Raw genomic sequence first — 13,369 nt, forward strand, 5'->3', positions numbered from 1 at the left:
TTATTCAACGATCTTCAGCACTACATTCCCCGTTTTTTGTCCACTTTCTACGTAACGGTAGGCGTCCACAATCTTATCCAGTGTATAATCTCTGTCGATCACAGGCCTAAATGCGCCTGTTTCGAAAAGATCTCTCAAGAAAAGAATATCTTCCTGAGTGATGGTCGGGGTGGGAAATAATACCCTTTTTCCATTCCGGAGTGCGGTAGAGAGGGCCAGAAAGATGTTTTCCCCGTTCTTCCCGAGTTCTGTGGAGATATAAACTCCGTTTTTCGTCAGTAATGGTTTGCATTGTCCGAAGGAACTTTTACCTACGGCGTCGAAAATAAAAGAGAACCTTGTATCGATTTTGGTGAAGTCCTCCGTCTGGTAGTCGATTACCCGGTTGGCGCCTAGAGATTTAATCAGTTCCACATTTTTTGTGTTGCATACCGCCGTCACGTTTGCCCCGAAGTACTTTAATAACTGCACGGCAGCCGATCCGATAGCCCCTGTCGCACCATATACCATTACGTCGCTTCCTTTTTCCACTCTCGCCGCCCTGATATTGCCCAGCGCGTAATGAGCGCCTTCTGTGATGGGAGCAGCATCATAAAAGGTAGCATTAGAAGGCATAGATGCTATGGCGCTGTTTTCTGCAAGGGCGAGGTATTCTGCGTGTCCGCCGAAATTATTATCATCGAATCCGAATATCTTGTCGCCTTTCCTGAATCGGATGACACTTTTTCCGGTATCTTCCACTATACCTGCAAATTCACATCCCAATACCCGGTTTTTTGGACGGAACAGGCCGCTCCAGAATCTCGATACAAAATATTGAGCACTTCGAAATCCGCTGTCAGTACGGTTTACAGTGGATGTAATCACTTTTACCAGCACTTCATTGTCTTTTGGTTCCGGTTTGTCGATTTCTGTAATTTTTACAACTTCCGGCGGACCATACCGGGTATAAACGGCTGCTTTCATATGATTATTCTTTTAAAGAAATTAGAACTCGGAAATCAGAAGTAAGAAGTGAGAAGCAAAAATAATATATTTTATACGATATTTTTTTAGAATAGAGAATAAAAAGAGTGGTGAACCGGATTTCGGTTTGAGATGTTGTATTGTTCAATTACATTAGTCGTTTTGAGTCGCAGGCTCCTCAACGGTTAATTGAGTCGCCTTCGCTCCTCGATTTTCAATTCTGCGCTCGGCAAAACAATTGACGACAAACCGAAACCAAAAACAAACTTGTTTGAGTTTTGGTGAGGTGCGAAGGAAAAAGACAGAGTCAAATAAATTTGTTCTGCTCTTGCTTAATGAAAATGTTCAATAAATTGAATAAATAAAAGATATGGCAATTATTAAGAGTATCCTCGATACCGATCTTTATAAGTTTACCACCGGTTATGCCTATTCGAAGCTCTTTCCAAGGGCTTACGGCGAGTTTGAATTTATAGACCGGAGTAATGGTGACTATCCGGAAGGATTTGACCGGCTGCTGAGAAAAGAACTGGAGGAGATGTCAAACCTTGCACTCACCAAAGAAGAAGAGGCATTTGTAAGGAAGCAAATGCCTTATTTGCCGCCAATCTATATTGATTTTCTGAAAGGATTTCGTTTCGACCCTTCAGAATTGGAAATCACGATGGAAGGAAGCAAATTGCATATAAAGGCTCGTGGTCTCCTTTACCGTGTCACTCTCTGGGAAACGCCTATCCTGGCTACCGTATCGGAGCTCTTTTTCCGTGAGACCGGCCGCTATCCCGACCTGAAGTACATGGAAGCGGTAACTGTAGAGAAAGCAAAGAAAATGCAGGAATACAATCTTTCCGTTTCCCTTTTCGGAATGAGGCGGCGGTTCAGTGCTGATGTGGAAGACCGGGTGACCGGGCTGTTGAAGCAACATGCCGGTACCAGCCTCTATGGGACGAGCAATGTCTATATGGCATTTAAACATAACCTGAACGTATCGGGTACCCATCCGCACGAATGGGTGCAGTTCCACGGGTCGATCTACGGTTACAAGATGGCCAATTATATGTCGATGGAGAATTGGATCAATGTTTACGACGGCGATCTGGGTACTGTGCTGACCGATACTTATACCACCGATGTTTTTCTGCGTAACTTCAGTAAAAAACATGCGTCGCTCTTCACCAGCCTGCGTCACGATAGCGGTGATCCGTTCTTGTTTACCGACAAGGTGATCCGGAGGTATGAGGAGTTACGTGTAAATCCTAAACTTAAATACCTGGTTTTTTCCGACAGCCTGAATGTGGATAAGGCTATTCAAATCAAAGAATATTGCGGCGACCGTATCGGTGCTACTTTCGGGATTGGTACAAATCTGACAGCCGATGTAGGGAACGATATCAAAGGGATGAATATCGTGATGAAGCTTTTCCGCTGCAAGATGACTCCCCGTGAAGAGTGGCAGGAGTGCATCAAACTATCGGATGTAGAAGGTAAGCATACCGGCAGCGAGCGGGAGATAGCGATTGCCCAGGCGGTACTGGGGTTGTAATTAATAAAAAAAGTTGTAGGTATACTCGCTTCGGTTGCCTGCCCCGTCAACAACAGTAAAGACCAATACCTGCTGTTGACCTTTTGTCAGCCGGCTATCATCAAACCGGTAAGTATAGATCGATGATTTGCTGTCGTGTGTGAACAATACATACTCGCCGTTGATCTCTCCCCTGAATGATGCGATACCGCTCTTGTCATCCCTGAGCCGGATGCGGATGCGTTTTTGATTTACCCAGGTAGCTGGTTCTATAGGTGTTATGACGGGAGCGATAGTATCGGCCGATATGGCGTACCGATCACCCAACTCGCGAATGCTGACTTTAATACCTCCACGGACATACTCTCCCCCGACCCAACTCTCCGATGCGTTGTCGTTGATCCTGACGATTCCGTAATTTTTTTTGTTCAGCAATGTGTCGGTATGCATGCCGATCCACATATCTGCACGGTTGTGCAGTGGTACAGGGGTGTCATTTACCCGGTGCAGGTCGGAATAATGGTTGGGGCTTCTGGTGGAGGAATGGAAGAAGCAGATATCATCATATAGATTCCCTTTTGGGATTTGCAATTGGAACCCCATCTCCATATAAGAGTTATAGAGGTTCCAGGCCATCCAGTTATTACAATCCGGTCTTTGGGGGATAGACTGGGATTTTCCGTCGACGGTGAAATTGTAGGTCAGCCTGTTCCCGTAATGATCTTCCAGTTCATACCGGAATCGGTAGGGCCTCTCTTCGTCAATATCGATATATCCATTGTTTTCGGCTTCATAGAATGGAAGGGTGTTGCCTGGCTCAATAAATGATTTCATAAAGAATGACCGTTGCTTTCTCCAATCTTCAAAATCGATGAAAGTGTTCAGCATACGTGTATCCGCGAATGAGAACCGGTTTATGGTACTGCTGAATATTTGGCGGTCATCCATGAAAAGACGGATATGCTTTACCCCGTAGATATTATTTTGGCCGTCCATCCGGTCGTATGCCTTTACACCCACACCAATGCGTCCCCAGACCTCAATGTTTCTTCCCAGTGGTGACGGATTTCCCGCTTTATCTTTGCTAATATTAAGTCTGACTGGGTTGCCGCTACCGTTAACTACCCCTTTTTCAAGTATGGGATAAAAGGTGATCCCCTGAATATCCGGTTTTCGTGTATCGGGTATCTTAGCCAGAAATTCCAATGCGTCCAACGGCTCTTCCGTGTGGGTATCGCGTATCTCAAAATGGAGGTGAGGCCCGCCGGAACTGCCGGTGTTGCCGCTCAAAGCAATTTGTTCTCCTTTCTTTACCGGTAACATGCCCGGCTCCGGATAGAGAATGACACTAAATCGCTCCTGTTGGTATTGTTGTTCCTTTACCCATTCCGCAATCTCTCTGGAGAAGCTGTTGAGATGCGCATAGACACTGGTATGGCCGGTAGAAGGATGGTCTACATAGAGTGCCAGTCCGTAGCCCCCGGGAGAGACACTGATGCGGGAGACGTACCCGTCCTCGATGGCGATGATGGGTTTGTCGACCACCTGTTGTGTCTTGAAATCGATCCCGGAATGGAAATGATTATTTCTTAATTCACCGAAGTTGCCGCTAAGAGCGGGTGAAATGGTAACGGGATTTCTATATTGTTGCGAATAAGATAGGAGAGTGCTGGTGAAAAATAAGAAAAATATAAGTTGTAATTTAAGTAGTCGCATTATATAGTTAAGAGTGAAAAATTAAGAATGATGATAGAACCAAGACTTTAGATTTGGGATGTCGGATATTGGATTTGGAAACTACTAATTTTCAATTTTCAATTACCAAAAACCGTATCAATAATATCTTTTGCCACTTCCTTCTTTGATTTCAGTAAGAATGATTGTTTTTCGCCGTCGCGGGAAAGGATCGTCACTTGGTTCGTGTCGTGTCCGAAGCCTGCTCCCCGGTCATTCAGTGAATTGAGTACAATGTAGTCGAAGTTTTTTTCTTCTATCTTTTTTATCGCATTCGATTCTTCGTCGTTGGTCTCCAGAGCAAAACCGATACTCAATTGCCCCGGTTTTTTTATTTTTCCGAGCGAAGCTGCGATATCGGGATTGGGAACAAGAGAGAGTGATAAGTGCTCATTTCCTGACCGCTTTATTTTCTCCTCACTCATCTCCTCCGGGCGGTAATCGGCTACTGCTGCCGAGAGGATGGCTGCATCCATTTGCGGGAAAATCTTTAGTGCGGCATCATACATCTCGACGGCTGACTCCACATTCACCCTTAATATATTGGGATGTGAAGCTGATAATGCGGTGGGGCCTGTGATCAGGATCACCTCAGCACCCCGTGAAGCACATTCTTCCGCCAAAGCGAATCCCATCTTCCCGGAAGAGAAATTGCCGATGAAACGTACCGGATCGATCCGTTCATAGGTCGGTCCTGCAGTGATCATGATCTTTTTCTTGTCAAGATCATTTCCGGTAGCGAAGAACTGTTCCAGAACAGACACAATATTTTCCGGCTCTTCCATCCTGCCTTTCCCTTCAAGGTGGCTGGCCAGCTCCCCGTCGGTTGCATCGATGATCTGCACTCCGTCGCTTTTCAGTTTTTCGATATTGCGTTGGGTGGAAATATGCCTGTACATGTCGAGATCCATGGCCGGCGCCACAAAGACAGGTGCTTTCATGGAAAGATAGGTGGTGATCAGCATATTGTCGGCGACCCCGTTGACCATCTTACCGATAGTAGCAGCCGTAGCCGGAGCCACAATCATCACGTCTGCCCACAATCCCAGATCCACATGACTGTGCCAGGTACCATCGCCCGAGGCAAAAAAATCACTGATCACCGGCCGTCCCGAAAGTGCGGAGAGCGTCACCGGCGTAATGAACTCCTTTCCGGCCGGAGTAATCACGATCTGTACCTCCGCTCCCTTTTTTATCAACAGCCGGGTGAGAATAGCCGATTTATAGGCTGCGATGCTGCCTGTGATACCTAATACAATATGTTTTCCCTGAAGCGACATAAATGTTGATTTGATGATCCCGACAAGTCGGGACAAGTTGTGTTGATTTTATAATCCCGATAAATAGGGGACTACTTGTCCCGATCTCTCGGGAAGTTGTGATAATTGATGTGCAAAAGTAACAAGAATCAAACTCTATACAGTCTCATTAAGGCTACATTTACCGCTTTTAATGTTAAATAAATTTAATTCTGAAGAAATATTTGGTACTTTGTATTGCATAATACCTTGCTTTGATTATCTTTGCAGTATAAAATGATACAGAGATGAATATTGAAAATACGCAAAGCCAGATGAGAAAGGGAGTATTGGAATATTGTATTCTTTCCATCATCAAAAGAAGCGAAGCCTATCCCGGCGATATTATTGACGAGATGAAGGATGCGGGATTACAGCTTTTGGAGGGAACCCTTTATCCTCTGCTCAACCGTTTGAAGAATGCCGGAATACTTACCTACCAGTGGGTGGAGAGTACTTCGGGACCTCCACGCAAATATTTTCGTCTGACGGAAAAAGGAGACGAGTTTTACATCCTTCTGCAAGCGACATGGAATGAGTTAGCGACAGGAGTTGAGACCCTCACGCAAAAGAGGGGCGAGTCACATGAAAATCAATCAGAATAGAATCCATATGAAGAAAGTAATCAACATTAATTTTCAGGGTCAGGTGATTGCCATCGAGGAGACTGCTTACGAAATGCTGAAGCAGTATATTGGTAGTCTCAAGACTTATTTTTCTCGCGAAGAGGGCGGCGATGAGATTGTGAACGACATAGAATGTCGTATCGCCGAATTGTTTGGCAACCGTTTGAAGCATGGCATCAATTGCATCACTGATGAAGATGTGAAAGCTGTTATCGACAGTATCGGCAGGCCACAGGAATTCGATTCGGATTACGAAGAAGTTGCGGGCACCGGGCAGGAATCCCAATCATCTCAATCAGGTACGGGAAATTCCGGTGCTCCCAAAAGTGAAACTTGGTCAACCGAAAGCGAACGCCAAAGTTTACACAGGAATGCCGGCGATCGGATTATAGGTGGTGTTTGTAGCGGGTTAGCACACTATTTCAAAACCGACCCCGTATGGATAAGACTTCTCTTTGTACTGTTCTTTGGATTTCTTTTTTGGGTATACATTGTATTATGGATCGTGTTAAAACCGAAAGTGTTGGAATCGAATGTTTCCAAGCGGCTTTACCGGAATCCCAACGACCGTTTTATTGGCGGGGTATGCGGCGGTATTGCTGCCTATTTCCGCATCGATTCATGGATACCCCGTCTCCTGTTCCTTACACCGCTTGTATTGAATATGATTGGGATGATCTCCATTTTTCCGTTGAACCGGATCTTTGATAATGTGGGTTTCAACTGGAATATCAACTCGAGCCTGGTAGTAGTCTATGTTGTCCTTTGGGCGATTATTCCCGTGGCAAAGACCGTGAAACAGAAGCTGGAAATGATGGGTGAAGAGGATTATATCCGTTCGATCAGGGAAAAGGTAACCGACAATGTAGCAAGTTCAAGGAGCCGTACCTCCAATGAGGGAAACTTTCGCCCGTCGGTAGAAAAAAAAGATGCCTTCCGTGCCGCAGATCCAGAAGTTGAGAGTGAAGAGGATGAAGCCATCGGGATGGAGGAGATGCCTCCCGAACCACCTCTGTCTGAGCGTCGTACTGCAACGGTATCCCCACCTGAACGCTCCGGCTGCCTGAATGCATTGATTATCTTTCTGAAAATTATCTTCTTCTCAGTTGTAGGAATCTTCTTATTGGTATTGATCGGTCTGTTTGTCGGATTATTAGTAACCGGAACACATCTTTCGCCGTTGAAGTCGCTGTTTATTGATCCCGGTTATGAGACCAATCTGCTCTTTACCGCGTTGGGATTGATCTTCCTGGTTCCGATCATAGCGGTCATCATATGGATTGTGCGCCGCACTACGAAAGCCAAATCGCGTCCGGCTATCGGGATTGTCGCCTCTGTGCTCTGGATTGTGGGACTGGTGATATCCGGTGTGCTGGGTGCACGGATAGCCGACAAGTTCAGCGTGGAAAGCTCCAGTGAAAGAACTGTCTCCATTGAATTGGTTAGCTCGGGCAAGATGTATGTGGAGATGCAACCCTATGCCGAAGATTATGCTGAATTCAAGACAGGATACGGACCGGGCACTAAAATCGACGAACTGCCTTATACCACGATCAATGAAGATTCTCTCCTTTTTGATAACATTAACCTGCAGATAGGTAAAAGCAGCGACTCGTTGTTCCATGTGCGGGTCATATCTGCCATACATGGTAAAGATCTTCGTTCCGCCAAAGCCGATATCGCACAGTTTTCTTATGAGATTGTACAGAAAGATTCCCTGTTGTTACTTCCGGAATTCTTTTCGGTACCGGTGGAGCAGGGATTCCGAAACCAGAGCATCACCGTAGAAATATCGGTGCCGGCGGGCAAAACGATTGAGATGAGTGAAGCACTGCGTGATTACAAAGACAACAGGCCTCCGGCCGTCGTGCGCAAGAGGATCAGGAATTACTCACGCAATACCAATTATCTGCCTGTAGATATTTCTGAAGAGGGAGAAGTTTTTATGACACTTTCTACTGACTCAATATAAATAACTTTTTTATTCTACTCTACTTGACTTTTCATTGTGAATCGGAAGGCCGTTCCCCTGTGGAGCGGTTTTCCTTTTTTAGTAACGACATATAAAAGGTATCACAATGAATTGGAAATAAATTTTAAAAATATTCGTTCAGGTATAAAAAAACTATTATCTTTGCATCCGCAATTCGGAAACAGACGGTTCATATAGCCGGAAACATGAGCTTTCGGATAGCGACAGGCAGTGGCCTGTTTTTCTATTTAAATTAATGATAATGCCCAGATGGCGAAATTGGTAGACGCGCTAGTTTCAGGGACTAGTGTTGGTAACAACGTGCAGGTTCGAGTCCTGTTCTGGGCACTGCAAATGCGCAGGTGGTGAAATTGGTATACACGCTACTTTGAGGGGGTAGTGCCGGTTACGGCGTGTGAGTTCGAGTCTCATCCTGCGCACTTTAACACCACCACACTCATGGTGGTTTTTTTATTCCGCTGCTTTTCCATCTTTTTTAACAATAGTTCGTTATAGATTTTAAAATAGAGTTATGCGGCAATAACAGCAAACTCAATAAGTTCTTCAACAAGTTTACCTTTTAATTCAAGTTTCGCAAAGTAAAAAAGAGTTTAGCTTATAGTAAAAAAGCATAGAGTAAAACGTCTTCTTTCCGGATTCTTTTCGGGAAAGCAACTATTTCTCTCCCTATTTGTTATTTTTGTATCCTAATCGTATGAATAATGAGGTTAAAGGCAATCTTAACAATTATCTATAACAAAATACTATCTTCAAAGACTAAATTGAGATTGGAGAGGTTGATTTTTGTGGCTGCCATGATCGGTTTCTTCCTCCATTTAGGTGTTATATGGCTGGTGCAATTGGGAGTGATTGATGCGGGAGATTATGTCCATGGATTCAGTAATCCGGTGAATGCCATTTATACCCCTTTTTCCATTATCCTTTATTATGAAGTATATTGCCTGATTTACTATCTGCCCAAATCGATGATCGTATATATTGGAAAGCAGTTTGAAGTGATTGCTCTTATCACCATTCGGGAAATATTTAAAGAGATCCCCAAACTAAAGATCTCGTCGGATCTGAATCAGATGTACAACAATCCGCAATTTATTTACACCCTGATCACTATACTTGTCCTGTTTTTCCTGATTTATCTCTATTATGCACAAAATCAAAAGAGCATTCGTAGCAATAATAGTACAAAGGGAATACCTGATGGAATCCCGAGAAAGAAGAAAAAATATATCTATGCCAAAAAAATTTTGGCACTGGTGATTGGGGTTATATTTCTTGTGATGGTTGTTTTTAACCTGGTGGACTGGTTCAGTCACCATTCAATTATCGATTGGGTTCAAAATACCGGCTTGTCATCCAAAGAGCTATTCTCCTCTTTCTTCCTGATACTGATCATTAGCGATGTAATTATACTGCTTTTTTCATTTGCTGCGACCGATGAGTTCCCCAAGGTGATGCGAAACTCAGGATTTGTTGTCTCCACGACCCTGATCAGACTCTCTTTTACCGTAGAGGGACTGGCCAGCCATATCATGATCGTTATGGCGGTATTGTTCGGCACGCTGATGGTAGCTATCTACAGAAGATATAAGAATATTGAACTTCCGTCGGATTAATCTTTAGAAAATATATTTTGTATATTTATATTTCGAATTGAATATTTTGGTGCTTCATAGGAAGTAAATAGTTTAGATTGTATGAAAATCCTTACATCGGAACAGATCCGCAAGATAGATGCCGAAACGATTGTACGGGAGGGAATTTCCTCTCTTGAGTTAATGAAACGTGCTGCGACTGCTTTTTATCGATTTTTTACGGAGAAATATACGGACAGAAATACATCCGTAATTATCTTTGCCGGGATGGGTAACAACGGTGGTGATGCATTGGTTGTAGCCCGCCTGTTACATAAATCGGGGTATCCGGTGAAGGCTTATATGGTGGAGTTCGGCAATAGATATACCGAAGACTGTACCCACAATATCCGCCGCGTGAAAGCTGAAAATATCCCCTATAAAAAGATTCTTAACAAAGAGGATATTCCCGATCTGTCGCCGTTTGATGTGGTGATCGACGGTATATTCGGTACAGGATTGTCGCGGGAAGTAAGTGGAGCCGCTGCTGAAGTGATCGCTCGGATCAATGAGTGCGGAAAAGAGGTGATCAGTATCGATGCGCCGAGTGGGCTGTTTTCGGACCGGAAAACGAAGTTCGCGGTGAAAGCGACTGAAACGGTGACGTTCCAGATACCTAAACTGGCTCTGTTTCTTCCCGAAAATGCCGGGTTTACCGGGAATGTCCGTATTGTAAATATCGGCTTAAACCAGGAAGCTATCGCTGAAGCGGAGACAGATATTTACCTGACGGAAAAGAAGAAAATCAGAGATCTGCTGAAACCGCTTTCCAAATTTGTCCATAAAGGAATTTTGGGACATGCGCTTATTATCGGTGGAAGCCTCGGCAAATGCGGGTCGGTTTCCCTGGCATCGAAAGCGGCACTCAAAACCGGTTGTGGATTGGTTACGGCTTATCTGCCCAAATGTGGCGTGACGGCAATACAATGCTATTTCCCTGAAGCGATGGCCCTTGAAGATAAGGGTGCGAACCATATTACCTCTATTGACTACGAACTGAAACCGGATGCGATCGGTATAGGTATAGGTATGGGATTGCATGAGGAAACAGCGCAGGCGATATACCAGTTCCTTCAGAAGAACAATACTCCGTTGGTGGTGGATGCCGACGGGTTGAATATCCTGGCCGGGCATCCTGACTGGCTATCACTTCTGCCGTCAGAAACCATCCTGACTCCCCATCCGAAAGAGCTCCAGCGGCTGATTGGTGAGTGGCGCGACGATTATGACAAGATAGAGAAAACAAGGTTTTTTGCGCGTAAATATGATGTGATCGTAGTAGTAAAGGGAGCTTATTCGCTGATTATCGATGGAAAAGAAATATATGTCAATAGCAGTGGCACGCCTGCACTGGCTACTGCCGGAAGCGGAGATGCGCTGACCGGTATGATCACCAGCTTGTTGGCGCAGGGGTATCAAGCGGTAGAAGCCGCCAGAATAGGGGTTTTCCTGCATGGAATGACTGCCGACATCGCTGGTGAGTGCATTCATCCCCGCAGTTTCGTCGCTTCGGATATCATTGAAAATATAGGAAATGCATACCGGAGTTTGGAAAAAAAGAACTGATCTGTTTGGGTTTTACGATTTAATTGTGTAATTTTGCACCTCAATTTGCCAATAGGCCCAAAAAGAGGCTGCGGAGAGTGGCCCGCCTCAGGCACGTAACTTCAGGTTATTTTTAATATGTACGTCATTGTAGACATTCAGGGTCAACAGTTTAAAGTTGAACAAGACCAAAAATTATTTGTCCACAGGATCAACGCCGATCAGGGTGCTGAGGTGGAATTTGAGAAAGTAATGCTCGTTGATAAGGACGGCACCGTAACTGTAGGTGTACCGGTTATCGAAGGAGCGAAAGTTGTAGTAGAAGTCCTTTCCCATGTGAAAGGCGACAAAGTTCTTGTTTTCAAAAAGAAAAGAAGAAAAGGATACAGGAAACTGAACGGTCACCGTCAACAGTTCTCCGAAGTGAGAGTAAAAGAGATTATTGCTTAATCAGTTAAAATCAGAAGGAAATGGCACATAAGAAAGGTGTAGGTAGTTCCAAGAACGGCCGTGAATCGGAAAGTAAACGATTGGGCGTGAAAATATTCGGTGGTGAAACGGCAAAAGCCGGTAATATCCTCGTGCGTCAGCGTGGGACATCTCATCATCCCGGAGAGAATGTGGGTATGGGTAAGGATCATACCTTGTTTGCACTGGTAGATGGCGTAGTGGTTTTCCGGAAAAGGAGAGACAACCGCTCATTCGTATCGGTACAACCTAGAGTACAGGCAGAAGCCTAACGGCAATTGCCTTTGGTGTTCCGGTAAAAGGGAACTTGAACCATAAAATATAATTTTTTAGTTGATAAAAACAGCCTGCTTCCCAAAGTAAGGTTGTTTTTATTTTTTGTATATCCCTATGCAGTTGACATCCGAACAAAAGCAGTTTATTCTTGCGCATGAACGCGAAGACGTGCGCAGGACAGCCTTGCGTTTTGTGCGTGATGATATGCCTTTGTTATTGGTGCAGATTGCAGGACGGCAAATGGCAGAAAAGAAAATACCTTCGTGGTATGCGGAGGAAGATATCATTTATCCGCCGCATCTTTCGTTGGAACAGTCTTCGTCGGAACTGACAGCCCGCTACAAGACTTCGCTGGTTTCGGGGAAAAACGATACGTTTGCCGATTTGACCGGAGGAATGGGAGTTGATTTCTCATTCCTGTCGCCGCATTTCCGGGAAGCGGCCTATGTGGAGCAGAATAAGGATTTATGCCGGATTGCGAAGCACAATTTCGGAGTGTTAGGATTGAAAAATGCGTCGGTTCATTGTGCCGGAGCAGAGGGTTTTCTGAAACAGAGTCCTCCGCTCGATTTTATCTATCTCGATCCTTCGCGACGGGATAATGCGGGAAGGAAGCAGTTCCGTATTGAGGATTGCAGTCCCGATTTATCGGAAATAAAACCGTTGCTACTTGAAAAATCAAACAGGGTTATGGTGAAATATTCTCCCATGCTGGATATTTCTTTAGCGGTGAAAAGCCTTGATTGTGTGAGTGCGGTGCACGTAGTTTCGGTGGAAAACGAATGCAAGGAATTACTTTTCCTGTTATCGAAAACGGCTGTGGATGAACCGCTGTTTGTTGCCGTAAACCTCAAACGGGCGAGTAGGGAGAAGCGCTTTTCGTTTACCGTGACACAGGAACACAAAGCGATGATCACTTTTGCTGACAAACCGGATCATTATTTATACGAGCCCAATGCATCTATCCTGAAAGCAGGTGCTTTTAAATCGGTAGCGCAGGCGTATAACCTTCAAAAATTGCATATTAACAGCCATTTATATACCTCGGGTAAAGTTGTCGAAGATTTTCCCGGTCGCATTTTTAAAGTAGAGTCATTTTTTGTTCCGAATAAGAAAAACATAAAGGTATTTTCCCAAGAGACGAAAAAAGCGAATATCACTGTCCGCAATTTCCCGATGACGGTCGCCGAGATCCGCCGCAAAACCGGATTAGAGGACGGCGGTGATATCTACCTGTTTGCCACTACGCTTGCTGAAGGGCAGAAAGTGTGGATTATTTGCCGGAAAGCACCTTTATAAAATTAGGTGTG

At 44.6% G+C, this 13,369-nt stretch carries 11 protein-coding genes and 2 tRNA genes; 10 read left to right on the forward strand and 3 right to left on the reverse strand.

The annotated features are described in order from the left end of the window. Positions 1 to 966: an NAD(P)-dependent alcohol dehydrogenase gene (locus F597_RS0107530; RefSeq protein ID WP_019539119.1), complete on the reverse strand. Its 966-nt coding sequence runs from the start codon at positions 964 to 966 to the stop codon at positions 1 to 3. Positions 967 to 1,336: 370 nt separating this feature from the next. On the opposite strand from F597_RS0107530, the gene pncB reads away from it, so the two are divergent. After that, the gene (gene pncB, locus F597_RS0107535; RefSeq protein ID WP_019539120.1) at positions 1,337 to 2,509 is read left to right on the forward strand and encodes a nicotinate phosphoribosyltransferase; all 1,173 of its coding nucleotides are present in this window, start codon (positions 1,337 to 1,339) and stop codon (positions 2,507 to 2,509) included. On the opposite strand, the gene F597_RS0107540 is transcribed toward pncB, so the two are convergent. Together F597_RS0107540 and coaBC are read right to left on the reverse strand one after the other, a co-directional pair. Beyond that, positions 2,510 to 4,204: a M23 family metallopeptidase gene (locus F597_RS0107540; protein WP_019539121.1), complete on the reverse strand. Its 1,695-nt coding sequence runs from the start codon at positions 4,202 to 4,204 to the stop codon at positions 2,510 to 2,512. Positions 4,205 to 4,302: 98 nt separating this feature from the next. Further along, positions 4,303 to 5,502 carry a bifunctional phosphopantothenoylcysteine decarboxylase/phosphopantothenate--cysteine ligase CoaBC gene (gene coaBC, locus F597_RS0107545; protein ID WP_019539122.1) on the reverse strand — a complete coding sequence of 400 codons (1,200 nt, stop codon included), beginning with the start codon at positions 5,500 to 5,502 and terminating at the stop codon, positions 4,303 to 4,305. Between the two features lie 266 nt (positions 5,503 to 5,768). On the opposite strand from coaBC, the gene F597_RS0107550 reads away from it, so the two are divergent. The 9 genes from F597_RS0107550 to F597_RS0107590 all read left to right on the forward strand — a co-directional run bounded on the left by F597_RS0107550 (position 5,769) and on the right by F597_RS0107590 (position 13,358). Then, positions 5,769 to 6,125, forward strand: coding sequence for a PadR family transcriptional regulator (locus F597_RS0107550; protein ID WP_019539123.1), 357 nt, complete (start codon positions 5,769 to 5,771; stop codon positions 6,123 to 6,125). 7 nt (positions 6,126 to 6,132) lie between these two features. Then, the gene (locus tag F597_RS0107555) at positions 6,133 to 8,118 is read left to right on the forward strand and encodes a PspC domain-containing protein (RefSeq protein WP_169337967.1); all 1,986 of its coding nucleotides are present in this window, start codon (positions 6,133 to 6,135) and stop codon (positions 8,116 to 8,118) included. A 264-nt stretch (positions 8,119 to 8,382) separates the two neighbouring features. Further along, positions 8,383 to 8,466: transfer RNA gene (locus F597_RS0107560), tRNA-Leu, on the forward strand. 8 nt (positions 8,467 to 8,474) lie between these two features. Continuing rightward, positions 8,475 to 8,558, forward strand: a tRNA-Leu gene (locus tag F597_RS0107565). A 282-nt stretch (positions 8,559 to 8,840) separates the two neighbouring features. Continuing rightward, positions 8,841 to 9,752 (forward strand): hypothetical protein, encoded by a 912-nt coding sequence (locus tag F597_RS0107570; RefSeq protein WP_157279008.1) that lies wholly within the window; start codon positions 8,841 to 8,843, stop codon positions 9,750 to 9,752. Between the two features lie 81 nt (positions 9,753 to 9,833). Then, on the forward strand, positions 9,834 to 11,336 hold the full coding sequence (locus tag F597_RS0107575) for a bifunctional ADP-dependent NAD(P)H-hydrate dehydratase/NAD(P)H-hydrate epimerase (RefSeq protein ID WP_019539126.1): 1,503 nt from the start codon (positions 9,834 to 9,836) through the stop codon (positions 11,334 to 11,336). A gap of 117 nt (positions 11,337 to 11,453) precedes the next feature. Continuing rightward, complete coding sequence (gene rplU, locus F597_RS0107580) at positions 11,454 to 11,765, forward strand: 50S ribosomal protein L21 (RefSeq protein ID WP_019539127.1); 312 nt, start codon at positions 11,454 to 11,456, stop codon at positions 11,763 to 11,765. Positions 11,766 to 11,785: 20 nt separating this feature from the next. Next, positions 11,786 to 12,055, forward strand: coding sequence for a 50S ribosomal protein L27 (gene rpmA / locus F597_RS0107585; protein ID WP_019539128.1), 270 nt, complete (start codon positions 11,786 to 11,788; stop codon positions 12,053 to 12,055). A gap of 118 nt (positions 12,056 to 12,173) precedes the next feature. Then, positions 12,174 to 13,358: a class I SAM-dependent methyltransferase gene (locus F597_RS0107590; protein ID WP_026327247.1), complete on the forward strand. Its 1,185-nt coding sequence runs from the start codon at positions 12,174 to 12,176 to the stop codon at positions 13,356 to 13,358. Positions 13,359 to 13,369 lie beyond the last annotated feature (11 nt).

It is taken from the genome of Proteiniphilum acetatigenes DSM 18083 (assembly GCF_000380985.1).
In the GTDB taxonomy this organism is placed as follows: Bacteria; Bacteroidota; Bacteroidia; order Bacteroidales; family Dysgonomonadaceae; genus Proteiniphilum; species Proteiniphilum acetatigenes.

Bases quoted from the DNA above. Each gene is read 5' to 3' on its own strand.
- F597_RS0107530 (WP_019539119.1), bottom strand. From the start codon at position 966: ATGAAAGCAGCCGTTTATACCCGGTATGGTCCGCCGGAAGTTGTAAAA.
- pncB (WP_019539120.1), top strand. From the start codon at position 1,337: ATGGCAATTATTAAGAGTATCCTCGATACCGATCTTTATAAGTTTACC.
- F597_RS0107540 (WP_019539121.1), bottom strand. From the start codon at position 4,204: ATGCGACTACTTAAATTACAACTTATATTTTTCTTATTTTTCACCAGC.
- coaBC (WP_019539122.1), bottom strand. From the start codon at position 5,502: ATGTCGCTTCAGGGAAAACATATTGTATTAGGTATCACAGGCAGCATC.
- F597_RS0107550 (WP_019539123.1), top strand. From the start codon at position 5,769: ATGAATATTGAAAATACGCAAAGCCAGATGAGAAAGGGAGTATTGGAA.
- F597_RS0107555 (WP_169337967.1), top strand. From the start codon at position 6,133: ATGAAGAAAGTAATCAACATTAATTTTCAGGGTCAGGTGATTGCCATC.
- F597_RS0107570 (WP_157279008.1), top strand. From the start codon at position 8,841: ATGAGGTTAAAGGCAATCTTAACAATTATCTATAACAAAATACTATCT.
- F597_RS0107575 (WP_019539126.1), top strand. From the start codon at position 9,834: ATGAAAATCCTTACATCGGAACAGATCCGCAAGATAGATGCCGAAACG.
- rplU (WP_019539127.1), top strand. From the start codon at position 11,454: ATGTACGTCATTGTAGACATTCAGGGTCAACAGTTTAAAGTTGAACAA.
- rpmA (WP_019539128.1), top strand. From the start codon at position 11,786: ATGGCACATAAGAAAGGTGTAGGTAGTTCCAAGAACGGCCGTGAATCG.
- F597_RS0107590 (WP_026327247.1), top strand. From the start codon at position 12,174: ATGCAGTTGACATCCGAACAAAAGCAGTTTATTCTTGCGCATGAACGC.